This is a genomic window from Bradyrhizobium hereditatis (genome assembly GCF_020329435.1).
In the GTDB taxonomy this organism is placed as follows: Bacteria; Pseudomonadota; Alphaproteobacteria; order Rhizobiales; family Xanthobacteraceae; genus Bradyrhizobium; species Bradyrhizobium hereditatis.
The window spans coordinates 119,819-145,639 of record NZ_JAGKJK010000013.1; the positions used below are offsets into that span (position 1 = coordinate 119,819).

At 63.3% G+C, this 25,821-nt stretch carries 24 protein-coding genes and 1 pseudogene; 12 read left to right on the forward strand and 13 right to left on the reverse strand.

Translation table 11 applies throughout. The features are described 5' to 3' along the window. Nucleotides 1–12: 12 nt before the first annotated feature. Complete coding sequence (locus J6524_RS27495) at nt 13–222, forward strand: DUF4170 domain-containing protein (RefSeq protein WP_028347002.1); 210 nt, start codon at nt 13–15, stop codon at nt 220–222. A 259-nt stretch (nt 223–481) separates the two neighbouring features. Continuing rightward, a complete protein-coding gene (locus J6524_RS27500; RefSeq protein WP_225676420.1) occupies nt 482–1,036 on the forward strand; it encodes a hypothetical protein in 555 nt (184 codons plus the stop codon). A gap of 112 nt (nt 1,037–1,148) precedes the next feature. Here the strand turns inward: J6524_RS27500 and J6524_RS27505 are convergent, their stop codons facing one another. Beyond that, complete coding sequence (locus tag J6524_RS27505) at nt 1,149–2,039, reverse strand: metallophosphoesterase family protein (RefSeq protein WP_225676422.1); 891 nt, start codon at nt 2,037–2,039, stop codon at nt 1,149–1,151. 95 nt (nt 2,040–2,134) lie between these two features. Here J6524_RS27505 and J6524_RS27510 point away from each other — a divergent pair, with 95 nt between their 5' ends. From J6524_RS27510 to J6524_RS27525, 4 genes are all read left to right on the forward strand, one after another. Beyond that, the gene (locus tag J6524_RS27510; protein ID WP_225676423.1) at nt 2,135–2,623 is read left to right on the forward strand and encodes an NUDIX domain-containing protein; all 489 of its coding nucleotides are present in this window, start codon (nt 2,135–2,137) and stop codon (nt 2,621–2,623) included. Continuing rightward, entirely contained in the window at nt 2,526–3,782 is a 1,257-nt protein-coding gene (locus J6524_RS27515) for a hypothetical protein (protein WP_225676425.1), read from the forward strand. Before J6524_RS27510 ends, J6524_RS27515 begins: the two co-directional genes overlap by 98 nt. A 46-nt stretch (nt 3,783–3,828) precedes the next feature. Next, entirely contained in the window at nt 3,829–4,764 is a 936-nt protein-coding gene (locus tag J6524_RS27520) for a glycosyltransferase family 2 protein (protein WP_225676426.1), read from the forward strand. A 67-nt stretch (nt 4,765–4,831) separates the two neighbouring features. After that, nucleotides 4,832–5,344, forward strand: coding sequence for a GNAT family N-acetyltransferase (locus tag J6524_RS27525; protein WP_225676428.1), 513 nt, complete (start codon nt 4,832–4,834; stop codon nt 5,342–5,344). Between the two features lie 49 nt (nt 5,345–5,393). On the opposite strand, the gene J6524_RS27530 is transcribed toward J6524_RS27525, so the two are convergent. The 3 genes from J6524_RS27530 to J6524_RS27540 all read right to left on the reverse strand — a co-directional run bounded on the left by J6524_RS27530 (nt 5,394) and on the right by J6524_RS27540 (nt 10,199). Then, nucleotides 5,394–7,193, reverse strand: coding sequence for a cation:proton antiporter domain-containing protein (locus tag J6524_RS27530; RefSeq protein ID WP_225676430.1), 1,800 nt, complete (start codon nt 7,191–7,193; stop codon nt 5,394–5,396). A gap of 91 nt (nt 7,194–7,284) precedes the next feature. Then, nucleotides 7,285–9,678 (reverse strand): TonB-dependent receptor, encoded by a 2,394-nt coding sequence (locus J6524_RS27535; protein ID WP_225676432.1) that lies wholly within the window; start codon nt 9,676–9,678, stop codon nt 7,285–7,287. Nucleotides 9,679–9,788: 110 nt separating this feature from the next. Continuing rightward, complete coding sequence (locus tag J6524_RS27540; protein WP_225676434.1) at nt 9,789–10,199, reverse strand: DUF2946 family protein; 411 nt, start codon at nt 10,197–10,199, stop codon at nt 9,789–9,791. Between the two features lie 294 nt (nt 10,200–10,493). Here J6524_RS27540 and zigA point away from each other — a divergent pair, with 294 nt between their 5' ends. Next, entirely contained in the window at nt 10,494–11,702 is a 1,209-nt protein-coding gene (gene zigA / locus J6524_RS27545) for a zinc metallochaperone GTPase ZigA (protein WP_225676437.1), read from the forward strand. Nucleotides 11,703–11,728: 26 nt separating this feature from the next. On the opposite strand, the gene J6524_RS27550 is transcribed toward zigA, so the two are convergent. From J6524_RS27550 to J6524_RS27565, 4 genes are read right to left on the reverse strand one after another with little or no spacing between them, the layout of a single operon-like run. Next, nucleotides 11,729–13,792, reverse strand: coding sequence for a hypothetical protein (locus tag J6524_RS27550; RefSeq protein WP_225676439.1), 2,064 nt, complete (start codon nt 13,790–13,792; stop codon nt 11,729–11,731). Nucleotides 13,793–13,795: 3 nt separating this feature from the next. Then, on the reverse strand, nt 13,796–16,606 hold the full coding sequence (locus J6524_RS27555) for a DUF4159 domain-containing protein (protein ID WP_225676627.1): 2,811 nt from the start codon (nt 16,604–16,606) through the stop codon (nt 13,796–13,798). Further along, nucleotides 16,606–17,550 carry a DUF58 domain-containing protein gene (locus tag J6524_RS27560; protein WP_225676441.1) on the reverse strand — a complete coding sequence of 315 codons (945 nt, stop codon included), beginning with the start codon at nt 17,548–17,550 and terminating at the stop codon, nt 16,606–16,608. Before J6524_RS27560 ends, J6524_RS27555 begins: the two co-directional genes overlap by 1 nt. Continuing rightward, nucleotides 17,550–18,551, reverse strand: coding sequence for an AAA family ATPase (locus J6524_RS27565; RefSeq protein ID WP_225676443.1), 1,002 nt, complete (start codon nt 18,549–18,551; stop codon nt 17,550–17,552). The genes J6524_RS27560 and J6524_RS27565 overlap by 1 nt, the downstream gene beginning before the upstream one ends. A 326-nt stretch (nt 18,552–18,877) precedes the next feature. Here J6524_RS27565 and J6524_RS27570 point away from each other — a divergent pair, with 326 nt between their 5' ends. The 5 genes and pseudogenes from J6524_RS27570 (at nt 18,878) to J6524_RS27590 (ending at nt 22,084) form a co-directional block, all read left to right on the forward strand. Next, nucleotides 18,878–19,519 (forward strand): DUF1285 domain-containing protein, encoded by a 642-nt coding sequence (locus J6524_RS27570; RefSeq protein WP_225676445.1) that lies wholly within the window; start codon nt 18,878–18,880, stop codon nt 19,517–19,519. Nucleotides 19,520–19,539: 20 nt separating this feature from the next. Continuing rightward, nucleotides 19,540–20,190, forward strand: coding sequence for a CoA pyrophosphatase (locus J6524_RS27575; RefSeq protein ID WP_376712088.1), 651 nt, complete (start codon nt 19,540–19,542; stop codon nt 20,188–20,190). After that, complete coding sequence (locus tag J6524_RS27580) at nt 20,187–20,450, forward strand: DUF6111 family protein (protein WP_225676449.1); 264 nt, start codon at nt 20,187–20,189, stop codon at nt 20,448–20,450. Before J6524_RS27575 ends, J6524_RS27580 begins: the two co-directional genes overlap by 4 nt. Continuing rightward, entirely contained in the window at nt 20,447–21,706 is a 1,260-nt protein-coding gene (locus J6524_RS27585) for a CCA tRNA nucleotidyltransferase (protein ID WP_225676451.1), read from the forward strand. The genes J6524_RS27580 and J6524_RS27585 overlap by 4 nt, the downstream gene beginning before the upstream one ends. Next, nucleotides 21,703–22,084: pseudogene (locus J6524_RS27590) on the forward strand (hypothetical protein). Before J6524_RS27585 ends, J6524_RS27590 begins: the two are co-directional and overlap by 4 nt. Before the next feature lie 4 nt (nt 22,085–22,088). Here the strand turns inward: J6524_RS27590 and J6524_RS27595 are convergent. From J6524_RS27595 to J6524_RS27615, 5 genes are all read right to left on the reverse strand, one after another. Then, nucleotides 22,089–23,150, reverse strand: coding sequence for a hypothetical protein (locus tag J6524_RS27595; RefSeq protein ID WP_225676453.1), 1,062 nt, complete (start codon nt 23,148–23,150; stop codon nt 22,089–22,091). A gap of 145 nt (nt 23,151–23,295) precedes the next feature. Continuing rightward, nucleotides 23,296–24,027, reverse strand: a complete 732-nt coding sequence (locus J6524_RS27600) for an HAD family hydrolase (protein ID WP_225676455.1) — start codon at nt 24,025–24,027, stop codon at nt 23,296–23,298. Between the two features lie 149 nt (nt 24,028–24,176). Then, the gene (locus J6524_RS27605) at nt 24,177–24,428 is read right to left on the reverse strand and encodes a YodC family protein (protein ID WP_225676457.1); all 252 of its coding nucleotides are present in this window, start codon (nt 24,426–24,428) and stop codon (nt 24,177–24,179) included. A gap of 69 nt (nt 24,429–24,497) precedes the next feature. Further along, nucleotides 24,498–25,385, reverse strand: coding sequence for an oxygen-dependent coproporphyrinogen oxidase (gene hemF, locus J6524_RS27610; protein ID WP_225676459.1), 888 nt, complete (start codon nt 25,383–25,385; stop codon nt 24,498–24,500). Between the two features lie 45 nt (nt 25,386–25,430). Then, entirely contained in the window at nt 25,431–25,796 is a 366-nt protein-coding gene (locus J6524_RS27615) for a 6-pyruvoyl trahydropterin synthase family protein (RefSeq protein ID WP_225676629.1), read from the reverse strand. Nucleotides 25,797–25,821 lie beyond the last annotated feature (25 nt).

The following is a 25,821-nucleotide window of genomic DNA, read 5'->3' on the forward strand; positions in this document are numbered from 1 at the left end:
AGGAGACTGACAATGACCAAAGGCAGCAATTTCTGGGTGATCGGCGGCGAGTTCGGTTCGATGAACTTCCACAAGCTCGTCGAAGGCTCGGCCCAGGTCAGAGGCCCGTTCAAGACCCGCAAGGAAGCCGAAGAGTGCTGGAAGGAGGTCTCGGAAGAGAGCCGCCATAAGGCCGGCGTACGCTTCTCGATCGTCGAAGAGCCCTCGCGCGTCTCGGCCTGACGGCTGCCGATAAGTCTTAGAGGAAGCGCCAACGACAGGCGGCCCCATCCGGAAAACCGGGTGGGGCCGCTTGCGATTCAGTCTTCTCCCTCTCCCGCCTGCGGGGGAGGGCCGGGGTGGGGGTCTCGCCACAGACTCAGAACCCGGTCTCAGAACCCGGTGGATCGCTAACCCATTGCAACTAAACGGCCTTTGCGCGCAACATAGTTACTGCTAGGTTAATCGGGCTAACCCCCTCGCAGGATAAAGGCGGCACCCGATGTCAGACGCGCAAAATACCGCCAGTGAAGCCCGTGATATGCGACCGACGCGGCTGCGCGATGCGCTGCGCCAGGCCCGCATCGAGGCTGCCGATCGCACCGGTGTCGTTGTCGAGCTGCGCGATGCCGAAGTCGCCCGGCTCGAGATCCTGAACGAAGCGCTCGATCCCTTGTTCGCCGAAGTGCCGGCGCAGATCGACCTGTTCGATCGCGGCGTCAGCCAGGGCGAGACGCCGCGGCTCTGGATCGACGTGGTCGCGCATATCGTGATGGGGCGCGACAAGCGCATCTACCGCTTCGTGCAGGACACGCGCTTCGGCCGCATCGTGCTCGCCGAGTCGCATGACGTGCCCGTCATCGTTGATGCCGTCACCGGCTATGTCGCGCGCCGCATGATCGAGCGCGAGCACGCGATGGTGGCGATGCCGGCCGCCGAGCCGCCTGCGGAAAAGAAGCCGCGCCGCCGTGGTCTCGGCATGTTCGTGCTCGGCTTCGTCCTGGGCGCGGTCGCGCTGTTCGGCCTCGCGCTCTATGCGAGCCTGAACAACTTCTAGGATCGGCACCTCGGACGGAATTGGCGATACCGGCAGCGACGGCGGTGGTGGCGCGCCGGCTGCGGCGGTGGCGGGATTTGAGAAAATCGCGCTATCGCATGCCCGAGAACCTCTAAAGCAGCGTCGCCTGCTTGATCTGCTTGACCTTGAAGTCGGCATCGATGGCGCGCACCGTCTGCACGCAGCGCCATCGGTCGCCATCGCGCGCGATCGAAAACAGATTGTACGCCGCGGCCGGATAATGCCGGTGCGCCAGCGCCGATGCCGATGGCACTCCGACGGCGGGGATCTGGTGGTCGGCGCCTTCGATCCACATCGTCGAATGAATGTGGTCGTGGCCGTGCAGGACCAGCTCCACGCCGTGCCGTTTAAGCACGGCGCGGAGCGCCTTCGAGTCGGTCAATCGCTTCATCCGCGACGTCGCGTTCAAGGGGTGATGAACCAGCAGCACCCGAAACATCTCCTCCGGCCGCAATTGCGCAAGCTGGCGCTCGAGGGCATCAAGCTGTGCGCGGCCGAGCCGGCCGGTCGCCATCAGTGGCAGCGTCGGTACCGCCGAGGAAACCCCGATCAGCGCCAGCGGCCCGCGCCGGCGCAGGAATGGAAACCGCGGGCCATCCACCTCGGCATCGCCCTTCAGATACTTCTCGAATGTTCCACCGAAATGATGCCGCGTCGCCCGCACATAGGCATCGTGATTGCCGGGAACGACGGTGACCTGCTGCGGCGTGCCGATGCTTTCAAGCCAGGCCTGAGCCGGGGTGAACTCGGCCTCGAGCGCCAGATTGACGAGATCGCCGGTCACTGCAATGTGGTCCGGCCGTTGCGCCTGCATGTCGGCGACCAGGGCGTCCAGCACCTCGCGGCGGTGATATTTGTGGCGGTTGCGGATCCAGTTGATATAGCCGAGCGCACGCTTGCCGGCGAGGTCGCGCAGCCGCGCCGCCGGCAAAGGCGGCAGATGCGGATCGGACAGATGCGCCAGCGTGAAGGTATCAGTCATTCGCGCTCTGCCACATTCCCTGTGCTATAGAGCCGTCGCACGATCATGTCGGCGATATAAGGATCAAACGTGACACCTGTCCATCCGAGGCTTGCGTGACGGCGCTGCAGCACTTGCGAGAACGTTTCGAACCACAGTTGCGGCGGGTGTTTCATCTCTACTGGCGGATGGCCCGCGGCATGACGCTGGGGGTTCGTGGCGTCGTCCTCGATGACGAGAACCGGGTGTTTCTGGTCCGCCACAGCTACGTCGCGGGCTGGCATCTGCCGGGCGGTGGCGTCGAGGTCGGCGAGACCTTTCTCGACGCGCTGCGGCGGGAGCTGGTCGAGGAGGGGCGGATTGAACTGACCGGCGAGCCGGCGCTGCACGGCCTGTTTTTCAACAGCCACGTTTCCCGCCGCGACCACGTCGCCGTTTATATTGTGAGGCAATTCCGGCAGGATCGCGTGCCGGAGCCTAATCGCGAGATTGTGGAATGCGGATTTTATGCCGCGGGTGCGCTGCCGGCGGAGACGACCAGGGGGACGCGGCTGCGGATCGCGGAAGTTCTCGATGGCGTGGCTCCAATGGCGACCTGGCGCTAGGGGCGATCAGGCAAAAATGAAATTCCTGAAGATCCTTTGCGCGATTGGCTTCCTCGTCGTACTGGCAAGCAACATCTGGTCGATATCCGGTTGGATTGAAGCCCGCGGCGTCTATGACGATATCTGCTACCTGCGGCAGGCGCATCTGTTCGACAGATTTGGTCTTCGTGGCATCGACACCAACATTACCTTTGACGACGATCACTATCTCAAGAACAAGTTGAAGGAGATCGACTTTCCGGAATGGAATGATGTGAAGCGAGCTCCTTGCCACACTTGGAACGCCAGTGCGGATAAACACGTACTGCAATATCCGCCCGGGACCGGCTTCATTCTGTCGCTGTTTCCCGCCGGATTTCGGGTCATCCCGCTCTATATATTGACGTCAGTCGTCGCTGTCGGCTTTTCACTCCTCGCGTTGACCTTAGCGTCTACAGTCTATCGACTGATTCTTGTTGCGGCGTTTGGGGACAGTGCGATCTATCTGATGATCAATCCGGCGAAGGCCAGCTATTCTGTAGCGCCGACGATGATGATTTGCGCGCTGGCGGGTTTTCTGACGGCCAAGCTCTTCATGCAACCATCGCGGCATCGGTTCGCCCTGTGGGCGGTGATCGGTTTGCTGATCGGCCTCTCCGTCAACTTCCGTCTGGCCAACCTGTTTCTGGCGGCCGGCTATTGCCTGTATCTTGCCGGCGCGTTCCTGCTGGCGCGAAGCAAGGAGACCTTCCTGCAGGGAACCGCGTTCGGCATCGCCTTCCTGATCGGGATGGTGCCCACCCTGATTGCAAACGCGATCAACGCAGGTAGTCCGTTCTCGACCACTTATGGCGGCGTCGACGTTGCGCCGCCCGAGCTGAAGGCAGATGTGGTCTTAAGCTATCTCGTTGACGTTCAATTCACCTTGTTGGCGATCTCGGTGGTCTGGACCGCCTGGCTGTGGCGTGTCGATCGGGACCGCGCCCGGCAGATCGCCGTTCTGGTTGCCGTAAACCTTGCGGTAAACCTGATTTTCTTCATGACCCATCCGATTTTTACGCCATATTATATCATTCCGATCGACATGCTTTCCCTCTGGACCCTGCTGTTCGCAACGCTCAAGTTGCGCAGCGAACGGGCCGCCGCTTGCGCGGCCTTTCCTCAACCGGCTAGCGCCTGATTGCGGTATGACGCGCCATGGACGGACCTAACTCGGTGAGCCTGCGATGACGGTGCCGGCGCTGCGGATTGCGGTTCTGGTGCCGTGCTACAATGAGGAGGCTGCGGTCGCCACCGTCGTCTCCGATTTTCGCAAGGCGCTGCCGAGCGCTCAGATCTTCGTCTACGACAACAATTCCAGGGATCGCACGGTCGAGGTGGCGCGTGCGGCGGGCGCGATCGTGCGCAGCGAGCGGCGCCAAGGCAAGGGACATGTCGTGCGGCGCATGTTCGCCGACATCGACGCCGACATCTATGTGTTGGTCGATGGCGACGCGACCTACGACGCGCCGAGCGCCCCGCGTATGATTGATAAGCTGATCAACGAACGCCTCGACATGGTGGTGGGCTTTCGCGTCGACCAGTCGGTCGCTGCCTACCGGCCCGGTCACCGCACCGGCAACTGGATGCTGACGAGCTTCCTATCCACGGTGTTCGGCCAGGCGTTCAAAGATATCCTTTCCGGCTACCGGGTGTTCTCGCGCCGCTTCGTCAAATCCTTTCCAGTGCTGTCCGACGGCTTTGAGATCGAAACCGAGCTTAGCGTGCACGCGCTCGAACTGGCGCTGCCGGTGATGGAAATAGAGACGCCGTATTATGCCCGCCCCGAGGGATCGTTCAGCAAACTCAACACTTGGCGCGACGGTTTCCGGATTCTCGGCACCATCCTGAAACTGTACCGGTCGGAAAAGCCGCTGCGGTTCTTCACTGTTATCGGTGTGTTCCTGATGCTGGTCTCGATCGGCCTCGCGATCCCCGTGATCATCACCTATCTCGAAGAAGGCATCGTTCCGCGGCTGCCGACAGCGGTGCTGTCGATGGGCCTGATGATCGTTGCGGTGCTTTCGGCAAGTTCGGGTCTGGTACTGGATACGGTGACGCGCGGCCGCCGCGAAATGAAGCTTTTGGCCTATTTGTCCCAGCCAGCCATCAGCAAGGATTGAGGCAATACAGAATTGCCGCTTCCAGCGATGGACCGCGCCGACGCCAGATGCTATCCCGCGCCTCATCATGAGCGAACTTGACGTCACTATCCTGGCGGAAACACCAAAGGACGCGCAGGCGATCGAACGCCTGCACGAGCGTACCTTCGGCCCCGGCCGCTTCGTGCTGAGCGCCTATCGCCTGCGCGAGCATGTCGATCACCTGCTCGATCTCTCGTTCACGGCGCGGATCGGCACGTTGCTGGTCGGCTCGGTGCGCCAGTTGCCGATCTGCATCGGCGACACGCCGGCCCTGATGCTCGGGCCCTTGACGGTCGAGCCGCCGTTCCGCGGCCGCGGCGTCGGCCGCATGCTGCTGGATCGCTCGCTAAAGGACGCCAAGGCCAAGGGGCACCGCCTGGTCATTCTGGTCGGCGATGAGCCCTATTACGGCCGCGTCGGCTTCAAGGTCATTCCGAAGGGACGAGTGATCATGCCTGGCCCCGTCGATTACGGCCGCCTTTTGGTGGCAGAATTGGTCGATGGCGCGTTCGAGGGCGTCTCCGGCACTATCCGGCCCGACTGGAGCAAGGCGCGATAACTCAACTTTCCCCAGGTGCGGTTCTCCGCGGGAGCGCTCGGCCTTTTCGCTACCGGAACAGTCGACGCCTTTTTGTGCCGGCCACCGGCTTCGGTGCAGATGCCACGCTTCCGGCTGCCTGCTGCAGTTCGTGCCGAAACTCCTCGCGCTTCTCGTGGACGGACGCAACGACCAGTCCCATCGCCACTCCAAGGCCGATCAGGGCAGCTTCGGACAATAGCAGGCTTGCCTCGATGGTTTCCGGCACTGCGTCGGTAACGCCAATCCGATAGAGATGCCGGGCGTGGTCGGCGTCGCGCGCGCGAGAGACGATCAGTATATCTTTCCGCAGCGCGCGAACCTGCGCGACGATTTCGTCGATACCTTCGGCTTCGTTGATCGTGACGATAACGGCGGCGGCGTCCATGAGGCCGCAGCTCTTCAGGAACTCCGGATTGGTCGCATCACCATAGAACACGGTGCGTCCTTGCCTGCGCTGCTCTGGAACCGCTGCGGCATCATTGTCGACGGCAATATATTTGAACTGATGACGGTCCAGCATGGTGCAGACCACCTGTCCAACCCGGCCATGTCCGACGACAATGGCATGGCCACTGCCTACACTCGGAGCAACGGTGAGTTCGGGATCAAGCGGCTTGTCCTCCCGAACCATCGGTGCCAGCTGCCTTGCGACATGAGAAAGCGCAGGGGTGAGCATCATGGTCAGCGTGGTCAGCGCGACTGCGAAGCTCGATAGGTTGGCATCGATCAGGCCAAGCGTGGTCGCCATGCCGATGGCAACGAAGGCGAACTCGCCGCCCGGGCCGAGCAGCAGTCCCACCTCGATCGAAGCGGGCCAGGAGAGACGAAACATCCGGGCCAGGAAGACGAGGATGGTAGATTTCACGGCAATCAGCGCGGCCGCGCCCGCAATCAGCCAAATCGGGTCTCGGGCAATCTGGCGAAAGTCGATGTTCATCCCGACCGTGAAGAAGAACAGGCCGAGCAAGAGTCCCTTGAAGGGATCGATCGCGGTCTCGATGGCTTTGCGAAATTCAGTCTCGGCCAGCAGGAGGCCTGCGACAAAAGCGCCAAGCGCCATGGAGAAGCCGGCCACGGCGGCGGCTACCCCGGTCGCGACGATCACGAACAGCGTCGTGGCGACAAACAGGTCGCTCATGCCCACCGATGCCACGAGGCGAAAGAGGGGACGCATCACCACGCGGCCTACGACGACGATAACGCCGAGCGCGATGGCAGCATTAGTGAGCGCGAGCGCCAGCGTCGCGATTACCGAACCGGAGTCTCCTGCGCCAAAAATCGTGATGAAGAGCAGAAGGGGGGCTACCGCCAGATCCTGCGCCAGAAGAACCGCAAAGCTTGCTCGCCCCGCGCTTGTATTGAGCCGCTTCTGTCTGGATAGAATCTCAACGACAATGGCGGTCGAGGATAAAGCCAGACACGCACCGAGGATGAGCGCTACCGGAGCCTTGCTGCCCGCGAGGGCCGCAACCAGACCGATCACCACAGTAGAGAGAATGATCTGCAGGCTGCCCAATCCGAAAATCAGGCGGTGCATCGCCTTCAATCGATCGTAGGACAACTCCATGCCGATGAGGAAGAGGAGGAATACAACGCCGAGGTTCGCAATGCCGGAGACGTTTGCCGGGTCGACTACGGTAAACCAGTAGAGAAACGGAAACTTATCGATGAATGATCCGAGGCCAAGAGGACCCAGGATCGCGCCGGCGCCGAGGTAGCCAAGAACGGGGTTGAAGCCGAATCGTCGCACCAACGGAATGACGACGCCCGCAGTACCGAGCAGAACGAGCGCGTCACTATAGACGTGAACATTGATGGACGAAGTCATCTATTCGATGTGAATCCGCTTCCAGGGGTCTTCGCCTGAACGTTAGCTGGTAGCACCAGCTAACGCTACCCCATGGGTCGGTACATCCGTCCTAGAACTTCAGATTGGCAAACGCCCGCACGCCGAGGCCCGGCAGCAAAACCTCGTCCTTGTTGAACGACGCCGAATTGCGGATGTTCTCGTTCAAGAGGTTGTTGCCGACGAGCCCAACCGTCATTTCCCGCGCTCCGAACCAGGTTGGATCGAGCTTCGTCCTGTAGCTGACCTCCGCCTTAAGCAGGTTATAGCCCGCGGTCGGCGTCCCCGCGATCGGCGCGATATCGTTCTGCGCGAAGGCGTGCAGCAGGTTGATCCGCGTCAGCCAGTTGGCATCGCGCCAGAACAGGCCGCCGCCCACGCGCACGGGTGGGATGCGCGGAACATTGGTGCCGTCGTTGAAGGTCGCGCGCACCACATCGAACTGGTTCTCGATGCCCCAGATGCCGCCATAGAGCGGCCCGACGTCCAACTGGCTCTGGAATTCGCCGCCACGGAAGGTGGCGTCGCGCTGCGAATAGATCGCCTGGTTCAGCTCCAGGGGAAAAGCCGGGTCCGCAGGACCGACGCAAGCGACATCCTCGCACGTGTTGCCGGTGAGACGACGGAAAATGAAGCCATTGAACTTGGTGTAGTAGGCCGTGGCCTCGAACCTCAATGGTCCAGTCGCGCGTCGTAGTCCGATCTCGATCGATTTGGCCGTTTCGATGCCGAGATTGGGATTGCCGATATCGAACGTGGCGGTCGCATCATGCGGTCCGCGCGAAAACAATTCCGCCGGCTTGGGCGCGCGCTCGACGTATTGGGCGGTAATACTTGCGACAAGACCCCATGGCAAATCCTGGAGCAGACCGACGCTCGCACTTTTCGGCGTGAAGTTCAGGTTGCGCGGTGTGGCAGGACCAATGGCGGCGGGGTCGACGTTGAGGTCGAACAGCTCCGGAACAAATGCCGGCGTCGTTCCGCTGAGACTGACATGCTCGATGCGGCCTGCGATCTGCGCCTTGGTTGAGTCCGTGAACTTGAACTCGTTGAAGACGTAGCCGGCGACCCTGTTATTCTTGTTAGGATCAAACAACCCGTTGAGCGGGCTACCCGGATCGTCCGGGCTTGATGCCGTCAGTTCCTGATGCCCGGCCTGCAGACCGAAGGCGGTCGTAACAGCGGCAAAGCGCGCATTGAACGGCGCCATCTGCACCTCGAGGCGCCCTTCCTGCTCCTTGTTGGCAAAAGTCTGCCGCACGCCGGTGGACGAGAAGTCGGCGGGATCGGCAAGACCGATCTCATTGTGCTTGTAATCGGTGGCGCCGGCCCAGAAGCGTACCGCGTCGATTGCCGCCGCGTCCGGCCTGTATTCGCCCTTGGCCGTGAATTTGGTCTGACGCGCGTCGATGCGGGTCTGGTGATCGGCGCCGTCGATGCCGGGAATCCGATAGAGCGTGTCGTTCTGCGTGATCGCCGCGCCGATAAATCCGCCATCGAAGATGTAGGAACCGCCAATCGATGCACCAGACGCCTGCATTGCCGAATTGGGCTGCCGGCCGTTGACCGGGCGGGTCTGGTCGAACAAATACGGATAGCTCGGAATGCTGTAATCGCTGGCCTTGCGGCCATAGGCGTCGGCGTGGAACGCGAAATTGCCGCCGCCAGCATCGATCAGGATGCCGCCGTCGACACCGCGGTCGACGGTGTTGACGGCCGTGCGGGTTTCGACCGTGACGCAGGCGGGTGATCCCACGTTTGCGAGCGGCGCTTTCGCAGGCAGTCCGTAGGTCTGGAACGGTGCGGCCGCGCATGAAGGCAGGGCGTCCGGGATGCGGTTGTTGGTTGCGCTGACGACGCCGCCAATCGATGTCGATCCGTAGCGCATCGCCGCCGGACCACGGATGACCTCGACCTGGTTTGTCGCCAGTGGATCGACCGGCACGAAATGGTCTTCGCCGAGATCGGAGGCGCCGCCGGCGTTGGTGCCGTTCTCGAGGATGCCGACACGATTGACGTCGAGGCCCCGGATGATCGGCCGGCTCGCGGCGCCGGGCGCAAAGGTTGAGCCGGTAATGCCGGGCTTCGAGAACAGGAGATCGCCAAGCTGGGCGGTGCCTTGGCGGCGGATCTCCTCGTTGGGCACCACGGTAACCGTTGCGAATTGATCAGTCACGATTGGCAGCACGCCTTGCTGGGGCGCGGCCGCGACGGGCGCAGCGGGGGCGGCTTGCGGCTCCGGCGCGCGTTCGCGGCTCTGGCCGGGCGCGGCACGGACAACGCGTGCCGGCGTTCGCGGGGGCACTGGCTTTCGTCGCACGATCGGGCTCGGCGCCGTCACGGTGATCTCAGGCAGTTGCGTCGATGCCGGTGGTGTCGCCTGGGCCAGCGCCCCGTCGGCCGTCGCGCATAGCAACAGCCAGCTTGCTCCACCGAAATGGAACGCTCGTTTCTTCTTGAATGTCATTGTCCCGATCCTGATCCCGTCGATGTGCGACGGATCTATTCCGATTTTCCCTTGGCAGATCAGCCGCGTGGCGCGGCGGTCCCCTCGGGGAGTGCATCAATCAATCGAAGTCAGGGGGTGGGAGGCGCGCGGGAGTGAAACGCGGGATGGAGCGAACCGAGATGTGCGAACTCGGCGCCAGTGGTCTGGTGCAAAAGCTCGACGGCCGCCGGTAACTCCAGCAGCGGTGGCGTGGCGAACAGGAAATTGCTGGCCAGCGAGAGAACGGCGCAGAGGACGCAGTCGGAAGCGTGCCGATCGGTGTCGTGGTTGGAAGGCTGCTGCGCAGCCTCAGGCGGCGCCTCTTTCGCCGTGAGCGTCGCCTTAATGGCGAGATCTGCATCGGCAACTGCGGCCTGAGCCGCAGGCTCAGCCTGCGCGATTTCCCCATGGAAATGCCCGAAGCACAGCGCAAACTGCACGGCGAGCGCAAACAGCGCCAGCCGCGAGCCGTGCTTGAGGTGCTTCCGGAACCAGTTCACGAAGCCTGCGCCTTGTCCCCCGGCAAGCTCCCATCTGAGCCAGCCGATGTTACATTATAACGTCGGAAAATCCGCCGGAGTGTCAATCGTCATCCCGGCAATCGCCTCTCCGGCGGGTTCGCGAGTCATCGGATGTGGGATTTTCGCAACACCACCGCCGATCGCACCCTGGACCTCCATTGACAGCAATCTCCGAAGGATATGTTATGTTATAACATAACATATCTAGCCGGAGCCCAATGAAACGTCCTTCCCGGTTGGGACTTCGCGAGCTGAAGAGGCTTTTTGATCTCCATGCGAAAACTCCCCGTCACCGTCTTGTCCGGCTTCCTCGGGGCTGGAAAGACATCTTTGCTGAATCACGTGCTCAACAATCGCCGAGGCATGAAGGTTGCGGTGATTGTGAACGACATGAGCGAGGTCAACATCGACGCCGACCTGGTCCGCGATGGCGGTGCGAATCTCTCCCGGACTGACGAAAAGCTGGTCGAGATGTCCAACGGTTGCATCTGCTGCACGTTGCGCGACGACCTGTTGAGGGAAGTGCGGGCGCTGGCCGAGAGCGAACGGTTCGATTATCTGCTTATCGAATCCACAGGCATATCGGAGCCGCTGCCCGTCGCGGCGACCTTCGATTTCCGCTCCGAAGATGGGGAAAGCCTGTCCGACGTAGCATTCCTCGACACGATGGTCACGGTCGTCGATGCCGCCAACCTGCTGAAGAACTATTCCTCTACGGTTTTTCTGGCGGATCGCGGCGAATCGCTCGGTGAAGACGACAGGCGCACACTTGTGGATTTGCTGGTTGAGCAGATCGAATTTGCCGATGTGATCGTGCTCAACAAGATTGATGCTGCTTCGCAGGGAGAACGTGACTCCGCCCGAATGATCATCCGATCCTTGAATCCCGAGGCCGATGTCATCGAGACCAATTTCTCCCAAGCGCCGCTGGAGCGTATTCTCAATACCGGCCGCTTCGATCTCGAACGCGCGCAGCAACATCCGCTGTGGTTCAAGGAGCTTTATGGCTTTGCGGACCACAAGCCCGAAAGCGAAGAATACGGCGTCAAGAATTTCGTCTATCGCGCGCGAAGGCCGTTCGACCCCGCGAAATTTCATCAATTCCTGAAGGAGAACTGGCCAGGCGTAATCCGCGCCAAGGGGCATTTCTGGATTGCAACTCGTCCGCAATGGCTTGGCGAACTGAGTCAGGCCGGCGCGATCGTCCGCACCGAGGGGTTGGGATACTGGTGGGCGAATGTCCCCGCAGATCGCTGGCCGGACGATCCGTTCTGGCGACAGTCGCTCAAGAAAAACTGGAACGAGGTGTATGGCGATCGCCGGCAGGAGATCGTCTTTATAGGCGTGAATATGGATCAAGATGCGATAACGGCGCGGCTTGATGCTTGTCTTGTTCCGGGAAAACCGGAAATGCGGATCGCGGAATGGTCCGGGCTTGTCGATCCATTTCCGAAATGGAGGCGCGCGGACGAGGTCGCATAGGACTGTCGACAAGACCCGCGCTGCGCTTACCGCCCCTCACGCACCCAAGTCGCGGCGAAGGCGCCGAGCAGCAGCAACAGGCCGACCAGGCCGGCGAACATCGGCAGCACGCCGACGCCCTTGACGACGCTGGCCTCGCGCATCTTCACGCCCATCCAGCCGTCGCCGTGGAAGATGCCGGAGGCGCGCACCGGCACGACGCGGGGCATATCGAGGTTTCCGCCATCGGACACGCGGCGCGCATCGCCGCCGGTCGCCTGCGCCAGCGGCTTCAGCATCTCGGTGGTGGAGGTGACTTCCGAAAATTCCTTCGGGTTGGTCGGCCCGACATTGATCAGGGCCTTCAGCGCGCCATCGGTGGCCTGCCACAGTCCGAGTTCATTGGCGGGGAGGGTGGCGCGCCAGGTGCCGGGCTCGCTCGCGGTCAGCGTGAGCTCCTTCGTAGCGCCGCTCGGCGAGGTTACGGTCACCGGCGGCACGTTGTCGGCCATGGTCTGGCGCAGCACGACGAGGTCCTTGCCCTGGATCTGCAGGCGCAGCGCCTCTTCGTCCAGATCAGGTTGTTTCATCAGCCAGTGCGACATCCGCCGCAACAAATCGAGATGCGGCCCACCGCCCTCATAGCCGCGCGCCCACAGCCAGATGTGATCCGACAAGAAGAGCGCGACGCGGCCCTCGCCGAAGCGCGACAACAGCAGCAGCGGCTTGCCGTCGAGACCGGTCATCACGGGCGCGCCGATCGCGTTCCGCGTTTCGACGGTGCGGAAGAAACGGCTCCAGCGCGGCGGCTCGCTGGCGGAGCCTTCCAGGCCGCGCGTCACCGGATGGCGCTTACCAGCGTCGCTTAAGTGCGCATAGAACGGTTTTTCGGTGACGCCGACGGGCTCGGCCGGCAGCACCGTATCGAGCGGCGTGCGCCAGATGCTGGTGGTGGAGGCGTAATCGGGGCCAGCCGACACCAGCACCGCGCCGCCGGCGCGAACATAGCGCGCGATATTGTCGAAATAAGCAATCGGCAGCACCCCCTGGCGGGCATAGCGGTCGAAAATGATCAGGTGGAAATCGTTGATCCTCTGCTGGAAAAGTTCGCGGGTCGGAAACGCGATCAGCGACAGCTCGTTGATCGGCGTGCCGTCCTGCTTCTCCGGCGGGCGCAGGATCGTGAAATGAACGAGGTCGATGCTGGCGTCCGATTTCAAGAGGTTGCGCCAGGTGCGCTCGCCGGAATGCGGCTCGCCCGACACCAGGAGCACGCGCAGCCTGTCGCGGACGCCGTCGATCGCGACCACGGCGCGGTTGTTGACCGGCGTCAGCTCGTTCTCGAGCGGCGAGGCCTCGATCTCGACGATGTTCGGGCCGGCATGCTTGATGTCGACGTCGACGTTAGCGGTTTGGCCGCTGACCAGATTGCGCTCGCTAATCACCTCGCCGTCGCGGCGCACCACGATCTTGGCGCGCTGGCCGGTGACCCCCTGGTCGTCCAGCCGGTAGGTGATGGTCTGCGGCTGCCCGACGATGCCGAAACGCGGCGCGGCCGTGATCGCGATACGGCGGTCGCGCTCATCCTTGCGCCCGGTGACGAGCGCGTGCACTGGCGCCTGGAAGCCGACCGCGGCGGCATTGGCGGGAATGTCATGCACCCGGCCGTCGGTGATCAGGAAGGCGCCGGCGACGCGGTCGACGGGAACGTCCGATAGCACCGAGGACAGCGCGCCGAACAGCTTGGTACCATCGGTCTCGCCGTCGGCCTGTCCGGCCTCGACGACGCGGACTTCCAGTCCCTTAATCTTCTTCAGCGTATCGACCAGCGCCTCCTGCGCCTTGGCCGTCTCCTGGTTGCGCGTGCCGAAATTCTGGCTCGGGCTCTTGTCGATTACGACGGCGGCGACCGAAGACAGCGGCTCGCGGTCCTCGCGCGTGAAGGAGGGATTGGCGAGCGCCAGCAGGATCAGCGCCAGCGCCGCGACGCGCACGGCCGCACCGCGCGCGCGGCTGAACAGCAGCAGCGCCGCGATGACGACGATTGCGGCCAGCGCGATCCACAGCACCAGTGTCGGAACGAGAGGAGTAAACGCGATGCCGTACTGCATGGCCTATTGCCCTAACCGCTCGATCAGAGCAGGCGCGTGAACCTGATCGGCTTTGTAGTTACCGGTCAGCGTGTACATCACGATGTTGACACCGGAGCGGAACGCAAACTCGCGCTGGCGCGGCTCGCCTGGCGTCAGCGGCAGCATCGGCTGGCCGTCCGGGCGGTGCGCCCAGGCGCCGGCTAGATCGTTCGAGGTGATGATAATGGGCGAGACGCCGTCGCCGCCGCGCGCCGGCCGTGAGGCCGCGTCGTCGTCCTCCTCGCGCGGCAGGGTCTCGACCCAGGTCTGGCCCGTGTTGAAGCGGCCGGGGAAGTCGCGCAGCAAATAGAACGTCTTGGTCAGCACGTGCTCGCGCGGCACCGGCTCCAGCTCGGGCACGTCGAGGGAGGAGAGGATTTCACGCAAGCTGCGCATGCCCGGCGTCTGCGACGCGCCGTTTTCGCCCGGCGGGGCCTCGATCGCATCGCGGGTATCGAACAGCACCGTGCCGCCCTGCTTCATGTAGGCGTCGATGCGGTTGATGGCGTCCTGCGGCGGCTTCGGCGCGCCCGGCACCACCGGCCAGTAGATCAGCGGAAAGAATGCCAGCTCGTCGCGCGCCGGATCGACGCCGACGGGATCGCCGGCCTCGAGCGCGGTGCGCTGCGCCAGGAACAGCGTCAATCCAGCCATGCCGGCCTTGACGATGGAGTCAACGTCAGCATTTCCGGTGACGACATAGGCAAGCCGCGTCTGCGACACCGATTTGATGGCGAAATCATCATTGTTCTGCGCACGCGTCGGGGAGGGCACGATCGTGGTTGCGGCCAGAGTCAGGGCGAGCAGAACGGCGGCCGTCGCCGTGCGCCGCCGCCACAGCGCGGCAAGACCCGCACCCATCATCGCGACCACGATCGCGTCGATCAGGAACAGTACCAGCGAGGACGACAGCAGGATGCCGCGCAAGTCGCGCGGTTCGGCGTTGGTGTAGCTGGCGCGCTGCGCGCGCAGCGAGGATGTATCGAGCGGCGCAATGCGATCGGCCGGGGCCAGCGTGTTGACCGCGATCGGTCCATCGGCTGGTCCGTAGAAGCCCGGCGGATGTTCTGACGTGCCGCGGTCGCGATAGTCCGCCGGCATCGGCTTGGCGGTGGAGGGCGGCGGTCCGAACGCGCCGAAGCCGTCAAGAATGCGCAGCGGCGGCACCGTCTCGACTTTGGCGGCCTCGCCCGCAACACCCGCACCCGGCTTCGAGGTGTAACCGGACATATCGACCAGTCGGCGCAGCATTTCGACGAAGCTGCCGGACATCGGCAGGTCCGACCAGCGCGAGTCGGCGCCGACATGGAACAGGCTGACAATGCCCCTGCCGCGATGCTCGCCGGTTACCAGCGGCGTGCCGTCTTCCAGCGACGCCCAGGTCTTGGTGGCGAGCACTGCATCCGGCTCGGCCAGCACCTGCCGGTTCACTGTGACGTCCTTGGGGGCTACGAGGCCCGCGAATGGACCGTCGGCGGCGAAGGAGGCCAGATGCTGCGGCTTTTCCCAGGTCAGGCTGCCGCCCAGGATGCGGCCGCCACGGCGCAGTTTCACCGGCACCAGATCGTCATCGGCCTGCGCCAGGCGGGGGCCTGCGAAACGCACCAGCACGCCGCCCTGATCGATCCACGCATTCAGTCGCTCGCGAATCTCCGGCGACAGCGTGCCGACGTCGGCGAGCACGATCATCGGCAGCCGCTGATCGAGGAATTGCGCGATGACCTGCTGCGCCGAGCCGCGGTCGCCGAGCCGTACGTCGGCGAATGGCGACAAGGCGCGGGTCAGATAGAAGGTCGACGCCAACAGCGGCTGGGCGGTATCGCTGGTTGAGCCGGTGACGACGCCGACGGCGCGCCGCCGCCATCGTTTGTCGAGCAATTGCACCGCGCCCGCCGACCGTTCGCCGGATATCTCCAGCCGCGCAATGTCGTTGCGCAGTTCGACTGGCAGATCGAACGAAGCTTCGCTCTCGCGATCCTGCATGCCGAAGGCGTAGCGCGCCTCGCCGATCGGCGAGCCCTTGGCGTCGAGCGCGCGAACCACGCCGGCGGCGACGCCGCCCGTGGTGCGCAGCACCTTCACCGTCATCTTCGCCGCGGCGTTTTCAGCATCTACCAACGCCTGCGCGGGAGGCGCACCGCCTTCGAACACCGTCAGCTTGCGGTCGCCGACGGTCTTGCCGAGATTTTCGACGAATTCGGTGCCGCGCCCGGTATCGACGCCGTCGGACAGCCACGCGATCTCCGCATCGCCGGTGGCCTTCAGGAAGCGGTCCAGCGCGCCAAGGGTGTCGACGCGGTCGACCGAATAGGGTTTTGGCGAAATCTGGCGCAATGCGACGCGCGCGGTGCCGGCCGGCATCAGCGTGATGTCGCGCGCGGGCTCGGAGAGCGGAACGAGCGCGACGCCGCGGCGGTCATTGTCGGCATTGGCGATCAATTCGTCGGCGGCCTTGATCCGCGTGTCCCAGCTCGCCGCCGCGCTCCAACCGTCGTCGAGCAGGATCACCAACGGCGCGTTGCTGCCGCCGACCGCGGTCTGCGGATTCCAGATCGGACCCGCGGCGGCAAGAATGACCAGCGCAGCAGCAGCAAGCCGGAGCGCCGTCAGCCACCACGGCGTGCGCGACGGGGTCTCTTCCTTCGGCTTGATGTCGAATAGCAGCCGCGTCGGCGGGAACTCGATCCGCCGCGGCCGCGGCGGCATCACGCGCAACAGCCACCACAACACCGGCAGGCTCAACAGGCCGAGCAGCAGCAGCGGCTGCGCAAAGGTTAGGGGAATGCCTGCGATCATGCGCTACGCCCCGCCTTGACGGTTGAGCCACGCACGCTGCCCTTGGCTGCCATCATGCCCGAATGCAGGAACAGGAGGAGTTCGGCGGCGGAACGGCTGGTGGTGTGGGTCGAGAACAGCCAGTCGAGCTTGTTGGTCTCGCTGCGGATCTCGTCGCGGTGGAGGGCGACGCGCGTGACATAGTCGCTGGCCCAGCTTTCGGCGCGGCCTGCGGTGATGACGCCAAAGCCTTCCGGCTCGACAAACTCGACCCGCCCCGCATAGGGGAAGGTCTCTTCGGCGGGATCGACGACCTGGATCAGCGTACCATGCGCGCCCGAGGCGGAGAGGCCCGCGAGCATCGTCCGGATCTCGTTCATCGGCGACCAGAAATCGGACAGCACGACAATCTCGGCCAGTGCCGAAGGGACAAAAGACGGCGGCAGGCTCGCGCGCGCCGCATCGTCATGCAGCATCGCCTGCGCCATCTTGTCGATCACGTTGCGGCTTGCGGTCGGGTTCATCAGGCCGGGAATGCCGACGCGCTCGCCGCCCGACACCAGGAGTTCGGCCAGCGCGAACGTCACGATCAGGCCGCGCTCCAGCTTGGAGTCGCGCACGCCCTTGGACGCAAACGTCATCGACGGCGAACGATCGGGCCATACCCAGACAGTGTGTGCGGCCTCCCATTCCTGCTCGCGGACATAGAGATGATCGTCGCGCGCCGAGCGTCGCCAGTCGACGTTCTGCGACGGCTCGCCGGAGACGAAGCGGCGATACTGCCAGAAGCTTTCGCCGGGGCCGGCGCGGCGCCTGCCATGCAGGCCGTGAATGACGTTGGCGGCGATGCGGCGGGCTTCAAGCACGAGACGGGGCAGCGATGCGGCGAGCGTTCGGCTTTCGCCATCGGCACGTCGGATTGCTGGAATCTCCCTGGTCTCGTGGCTGGTCTCTGCGGCCATCAACCGATCCGCGTCTTCAATTGTCTGATTACGTCGGGAATCGTGCGGCCCTCCGCGCGCGCCGAGAAGGTCAGCGCCATGCGGTGCTTGAGGATGGGTTCCGCGAGATCGAGCACGTCATCGATCGAGGGCGCCAGGCGGCCGTCGAGCAGCGCGCGGGCGCGTACCGCCAGCATCAGCGACTGACTGGCGCGCGGGCCTGGCCCCCAGGCGATCAGCTTGTCGCTGCCGCCTTCGGAACTCGGGCGCGCGGCGCGCACCAGCGACAGGATCGCCTCGACAACGCTGTCACCGACCGGCAGGCGCCGCACCAACCGCTGCGCCGCGATCAGGATTTCCGCGTCCATCGAGGCCTTGGCAAGCGTCTCTTCCGCGCCCGTCGTTTCGAACAGGATACGGCGCTCGGCATCGCGGTCAGGATAATCGACGTCGATCTCCATCAGGAAGCGGTCGAGCTGTGCTTCGGGCAGCGGATAGGTGCCTTCCTGCTCCAGCGGGTTCTGGGTGGCGAGTACGTGGAATGGCTTGGGCAGATCATGCCGCGCGCCTGCAACGGTGATGTGCTGTTCCTGCATGGCTTGCAGCAGCGCCGATTGCGTGCGCGGGCTGGCGCGGTTGATCTCGTCGGCCATCAGGAGCTGCGCGAACACCGGTCCGGAGATAAAGCGGAACGACCGCTTGCCGGATTGGCTCTCGTCCAGCACCTCGGCGCCCAGAATATCCGACGGCATCAGGTCCGGCGTGAACTGGATGCGCTTGGCGTCGAGCCCAAGCGTGACGCCGAGGGTTTCGACGAGCTTGGTCTTGGCAAGACCGGGAACCCCGATCAAGAGCGCGTGGCCACCGGACAGGATCGTCACCAGGGTATTTTCGATCACCCGGTCCTGGCCGAAGATGACGGTGGAGATCGCTTCCTTTGCGGCGCGAATCTGGCCGGCGACCTGCTCGGCCGACCGGACGATCGCATCCTCGAGTTTCTCGACACCGTCTGCACTCGCCATGTCTTTCTCCTTCACCTAAACCCTTCATGACACCGCTGGTTGCGTCGGGTTTGCGTCGTCATGCCTCGGACCTCATGCTAAACCCGTGCAAGAGGCATGTATTCGTTGAACTAAACTATCCCCACATTATCGGTATTTCAGGGTATGAACGGCATCACGATGTGGCGACCTGATCCGGCTTTGTTACGGACCTGGATCGTCAGGAACACATAACGGTACCCGTCAGTACAGATATGGCTACCTATCGGTTCGTATATCGGTACAAATGCACCGATCACGAATGCACCAATCGTGCCAGATCGAGGCGCTGAGACTCAGGGCAAACAATGGCGAAGCAAGGGCAGACCAGCGGCCAGCGGCGCGAAAGCAAGAATCTCGAAGGCGAAGGCCTTGAAGGCCTGACAATTGCCGCCAGGGAAGCCGCTAACCGAACCTCGGCCGGCAAGGGACTGCCTCCGGTTCATCTGTGGAATCCGCCGTTCTGCGGCGATCTCGACATGCGAATCGCCGGTGATGGTACGTGGTTCTACATGGGTACGCCAATCGGCCGGCCGGCGCTGGTACGGCTGTTCTCGACCATTCTCAAGCGCGAGGACGGCAAGCACTTTCTCGTGACCCCGGTCGAGAAGGTGGGCATCCGCGTCGACGATGCGCCGTTCCTGGCGGTGGAGATGCAGATCGAAGCCGGCGATCGCGGCCGGCTGCTGCGCTTTCGCACCAACGTTGACGACTGGGTGCCATGCGATTCCGCTCATCGCCTGCGGTTCGAGGTGGCCGCCGATGGCGGGCTCACGCCCTATTTGCACGTCCGCGCCGATCTGTGGGCGAAGGTGACCCGCGCGCTCTATTACGACCTGGTTGACATGGGGGAAGAGCGGATGGTCGATGGCCAGCCGATGTTCGGCGTCGAGTCCGGCGGCGAGTTCTTTGCCATGGCCGACGCCAAGCAGGTGAGGGACGTGGTTTGAACGAGCCGATACTGAAGAAGATGGAGGCGGCTCCGATCAATGCGTCGGAGTTCTTCGCGCGGAGCAAGACCCGGCTGACCTTCGACGTGCCGCCCGGCCTGATCGATCCCAATATCATTCCAAAAACCGGCGACGCGGGTAATGACCGCATGCTCGAGATCGTGGCTCGCGAGCAGCCGGTGCGCCCGGCGGCGGTGCTGATCCCGGTGGTCGATCACGGCGAGCCGACCGTGTTGCTGACGCAGCGCTCGCCGCATCTCTCGAGCCATGCCGGCCAGATCTCCTTTCCGGGCGGCAAGATTGACGCCACGGATGCTTCCCCGCTTGACGCCGCCTTGCGGGAGGCGGAAGAGGAAGTTGGCCTCAAGCGCGAGTTCATCGAACCGATCGGCTATCTCGACCTCTATGGCACCGCCTTCGGGTTTCGCATCCTGCCGACGGTCGCGCGCGTGAAGCCCGGCTTCAAGCTTAGGATCAACGAAGGCGAGGTAGTGGACGCCTTCGAGGTACCGCTGGCCTTCCTGATGAATCCCGAGAACCACCAGATCCATTCCAAGGATTTTCGCGGCATCGAGCGGTCCTATTACGCCATGCCGTTTGCCGAGCGTTACATCTGGGGCGCGACCGCAGGAATTCTGCGCGTGCTGTATGAGCGGATTTACCTCGCATGATTCGTCCGATTCTGACTGAAATCGGAATTTTCCTGATCCCCTTCGCGGTCTATGCGCTGTTCCTGATTGCCACCCGTACCGGCGTGCTCGCGTCCTCCTCATGGCCGGCGCATCTCGTCGCCAAACTGGCCCTGGTATCGCTGCTGTTGGTAGCGATCAGCCTCGTCATGCTCGCGCAATTCTCCGGGGCGCCGCCTGGCTCGACCTATGTTCCCGCGCATCTCGAAAACGGCAAGCTGGTTCACGGAGACGAGAAATGAGCGAGGCACGGGTGCTGGCGGACGCGCCCTGGCTCAGATCGGGGCCGGCCGCGCGCGTGCTGGCGCTGCTCAATGGCGATGGCGAGGAGGCTCGCGTGATCGGCGGGGCTGTGCGCAATGCGCTGCTGAACATTCCCCTCGGCGACATCGACATCGCGACCACGGCGCTGCCGGACGAGGTGGTCCGCCGCGCCAAGGCGGCTGGCATCAAATGCGTGCCGACCGGCATCGACCACGGCACGGTAACGCTGGTGGTCGAATCCCATCCATTCGAAATCACGACCTTGCGCGAGGATACCGAGACCTTTGGCCGCAAGGCCAAGGTTGCGTTCGGACGCGACTGGGCTAGCGATGCGGAGCGTCGCGATTTCACCATCAACGGGCTTTCCGTCGATGCCGATGGCGTCGTCCATGATCATGTCGGTGGGCTTGCCGATATCGCAGCCAAACGTGTGCGCTTCATCGGCGACGCTAACCAGCGCATCGCCGAGGATTATCTGCGCATCCTTCGCTTCTTCCGCATGCATGCTGCCTACGGGGCCGGCGAGCCCGATCGCGCCGGATATCTCGCCTGCATCGCCGGACGCGCGGGGCTTTCCAACCTTTCCGCCGAACGCGTGCGTATGGAAGTGTTGAAGCTGTTGATCGCGGAAGGCGCCGCAGTCTCGGTGCAGGCGATGGCCGATGCCGGTCTCCTGCTGCAGATCTTCGGCGGCGTCGCCTACACCGGAACGTTCGCGGCGATGATCGCGGCCGAACGCGAGATGGGGCTAGCCCCAAACGCCGTGCGCCGGATCGCCGCGCTCACTGTCGCGGTCACCGAGGACGCCAGGCGCGTCTCGGCGCGGCTTCGTCTCTCCAACGCGGAAACCAAGGCGCTCGACTCGATGGGCCACCGCTGGTGGCGGCTCGCCAGCAAGGACGATGCACGCGCCCGGCAGCTTCTCTATCGGCTCGGCGAGGATCCCTATCGAGACCGGCTGATGCTGGCGTGGGCGCGCGCAGGCGGCGTCCGCAACGGCGCCGCGCGCTGGCGTGACCTCGCAATGCTACCGCAGCGCTGGAGCGCGCCGAAATTTCCATTGAAGGCGGCCGACTTCATCTCTCGCGGCATTGCCGAAGGCCCTGCGCTCGGCCATGTGCTGACGCTTGCGGAAGATGCGTGGCTGGCCGCGGATTTTCCGCTCGATCCATCCGCACTGGCTGCGATCGCCGACCAGGCCGCCGCTCGTTTCATCCGAGATCACCGGCTGTGAATGTTCTGGCCGGTTTCGCCGACATTTCTCTCGGTCAACTCGTCCTGGTTGGAAGTATGGCATTGCTGGCCTCCGTCGTAGGCGGGCTTGCCGGCTACGGCACAGGCGCGTTGATGCCGCTGGTGCTGGTGCCGCTGGTCGGCGCAGAGCCGGTGGTGCCGATCATCGCGATCTCAGCGATCTTCACCAATATCAGCCGCTTCGTGGCGTATTTTCGCTACGCCGACCGGCGTCGCGCGCTGTGCCATCGCAGTTCCCGGCGCGTTCCTCGCAAAGGCCTTCGTCGAGCGCATGCCGGTGCATATCCATACTGCCATTCTCGACGCCGCCGTGATGGTCGGCGGCGTCGTCATGATCACAGAGGCACTGCGGCACTGACTGGTCAGCGCATGAGCGGCGCGGTACGGATGGGGAAGCAGTTGACGCTCGGTATATTGCGGACGAGCGGTACGCTGCACAGGAAGCCGACCGGACGATATTTCACCCGTATTCGCTCCATCTGATACAGCGCAAGGCTGCTGAACGCGCTGACCCGTCCGGCGAGATCATCCAGTTGGGCGTTGATCTCCTTCTCACGCTCGACGATTTCGCGTTCCTTCGCGGCGTCCCGCTCGCTATCGGAGGCCCATTGCCGCGCGGCAGCCAGTCTGTTGTGGGCCGCCTCGAAGCAATAGTGCATCGTCAGAACGTGGTGCTTGGCGCTGTACCAATAGATTCGCTTGCTTGCCTTATCGTTAGGGCCGGCGCAGATCCGGACGAATGCGTCTTGCGGCTTGGTCTTGTTGTCGACGCCGCGCTTCTCGGCGATTGCGCAATATTCATCGTCTGCAACCTGCTTGGCGGGTGTATCGTCATCCTCGGCATACACGTTTCCGAACGCGGGAAAATTGTACTTGTCGGAACAGTCGAAGGCATAGTCGCGCAGCACTTGCCGCGACAGCGGATCGTCGCCAACATTATGTTTCTCGGCCGGATCGCGATAGGTGTCGCTGGCCCAGTCGATATAGACCTCCGCTTTTCGCGTCAGCATGTCGATATTCTCGCGCAATGCGATCCGGGCGTTTTCGTAGCGCTCGGAGATAGCGCGCGCGTTCTTGGTGATGAGCGCCTTGTCGCTTTCGTCCGATCTGTCGCGGATCGCGCGGGTGAAATCGGAATAGAGCGTTTGCTGCAGTGCCTGCAGTTCGGAGAATGCGCGCGAGATCTCCGTGAACGTCGTCGTCGCAGCCGCCATGTCTTCCTTGGCCTGGCTGCTCACCTTTTCCTGATAGGCGTTGAGGTACTGAAGGTAGCCGACCGCAAGACTGCTCAGCACAGTGACCAGGGACAAGCCTTTGACGATGTCGAGCCCGTGATTGAACTTCCAGAGCCATCTGAGCGGGGCGAATTTCGGTGCAGTGTCGGCCGCCGCGAGCAGCGGCTTGTGTGGGTCGTCGTTCGGCATCGGTGAACTCCCCATCCTCGGACTTCAACCTTGGAACTACGGCGACACGATCTGGGATGGCCTCCTTTCGCGCTGTGAGGCAGCTCACACTACACACGATCGTGCGATGCGGCAGCCGCCGGACAATGGAGCTACAGGCCTGGCTCTAGGCGGGCTCGCGAGGCAAAAGCTCCGTCAGCGACCGAATGATGCGATCGGGCTTGACGGTGGAATCGGGCGGCAGGCCTTCGCCATGCACATCGATCCAGATGGCATAGATGCCGAGCCGCTGCGGCGCCTCGACCTCCCATTCCAGATTGTCGCCGATCATCCAGGTCTCGGATGCGGTGACGCCGAGCGCCTGCATGGCGTGCAGATAGGCGCGCTCGTCGGGCTTGCCGAAACCATGTTCGCCCTCGATCTGGATGTGATCGAAACGGTGCGACAGCGCAAAGCGCTCGACCTTGGCGCGCTGGGCGCCGGCGGCGCCGTTCGTTACCAGTGCGAGTTTCACGCCGCGGGCCTTCAGTTCGTCAATCGCATCATGCGCGCCGGGGAAGACGAACATTTCCTCTTCGCGGTAGGCGGTGAAACGGTCGGCGAGCCGTATCGCCAGATCTTCAGGCAGGACGTGGCCGCTAGCTGCGAGGGCGGCAAATCCGTTCCTGACCGTCACGCGCCGCGCTTCATCCAGTTTCAGCCGCCACTCCGCCTCCGCCACCGCCCAGAATTTGCGCGCGGAATCGAGTACGGCAGAAGCGACCTGTTGCGAGGTCAGCGGCCCGAACTCGGCGGCAAATTCCGCCGTGACGTTGTTCCAGGCGATCTCGGGACGTCCATAGGCCGACAGGATGGTGTCGTCCATGTCGATCAGCATCGCGCGGGGAAGTTCGGTCATCGTTTTCGCGGTCATCTCACTGCTGGAGGCATCGGCCGCGAGAAGCCGCGGCCGATTTGCCGCGAATATCAGATCAGCCGCACCGGGTCCAATCCCGAGAAAACGACGCCGCCGGCCAGAATGCCGACGGCGTCAAAGATCGTTATCCCTTACGCAACCTTGTTGCGACGGTCGTCCTCGTCTTCCTCTTCGTCGTCTTCGTCCTCGTCCTCGTCTTCTTCCTCATCATCGGAAGTATCGGCTTCGGCGAGTTCGAGGACGGCAAGCGGCAGCGTCTCGCGAAACAGATCGCCTTCGTTGCCCATCCATACGCACACGACGTTGCCGTCCTTGACCTCCACCACGCTGAGAGGGTGGCCGCCGGACTTGAGAGTGACGACGTCGCCTGGCTTTAGATCCATGATCTGCTCCTTGGATTGCATGACACGAATCGCACACTAGCGATCCGTCATGACAAACCGATCATGCGATCATGGCCATTTCACTTCCGGCGGCATTGACGACAGAATGGAATCCACATTGCCACCGGTTTTCAGTCCAAAGATGGTGCCGCGGTCGTAGAGCAGGTTGAACTCGACATAGCGCCCGCGCCGGATCAACTGCTCCTCGCGGTCGGCGGCAGTCCAAGGGGTGGCGAAATTGCGGCGAACGAGCTCCGGGTAGACTTTCAGGAAGGCGCGGCCGACGTCCTGCGTGAAGACGAGATCGGCATCCCAGTCGCCGGAATCGTGCCAGTCGTAGAAGATGCCGCCGATGCCACGCGGTTCCTTGCGATGCGGCAGGTAGAAATATTCGTCGCACCACTTTTTGTATTTGTCGTAGTCGGCGACGCTGTTCGATCCGCCGCAGGCTTGCTCCATCGCCTGATGGAAGGCGAGCGTATCCGGATCTTCCTGGGTGCGCCGGCGATCGAGCACCGGCGTCAGGTCCGCGCCACCGCCGAACCAGGCCTTGGTCGTGACGACGAAGCGGGTGTTCATGTGCACGGCCGGCACATGCGGGTTGCGCATGTGCGCGATCAACGAAATGCCTGATGCCCAGAACCGGGGATCGTCGGCCGCGCCCGGAATCTGTGCACGGAACTCGGGGGCGAACTCGCCATGCACCGTCGAGCAATGCACGCCGACTTTCTCAAACAGCCGGCCGCGCATCATCGCCATCACACCGCCGCCGCCGGGCTTGCCGGTGTGATCGGTACGGTTCCAGGGCGTGCGCACGAATCGTCCCGCTTCACCGGGGTAGAGGGCAGGGGGCGCGTCATCTTCCAGCCGCTCGAAGGCTGCGCAGATGTCGTTGCGCAGCGTTTCGAACCAGGCTCTTGCGCGCGTCTTGCGATCTTCGATCAGCGACATGTCCATCAGAAATTCCGATCCTCCGCTCGCAACGACGGAAAAATGTATCTCCTAGTCCTGCGGCCCGAAATAGGTGCAGCTCTCGTTGCAGCTATCACGATGAACGGTGACGCGGGTGACCTTGCCGGCATGCTGGACCCGCTCCCAGATGAAGCGCGAGATGTTTTCCAGCGTCGGCGTCCCCAGTGCCTCGATCTTGTTCAGGAGCTTGTGGTCGAGGGTCTTGCGCACCTCTTCCATGCTGCGCTCCAGGAGGCCGAGGTCCAGCACCATGCCGGTCTCCGGATCGGGCGTGCCGCGCACGCTCACCTCGGCGCGAAACGAGTGGCCGTGAATTTCCTCGCTGGCCGCGCCGAAGGTCGTGCCCTTCAGCGAGTGCGCGGCTTCGAAGCGAAATGATTTCGTCAGTTCCCACATCTTGAAAGTCAGGTTCCTGTCTGAT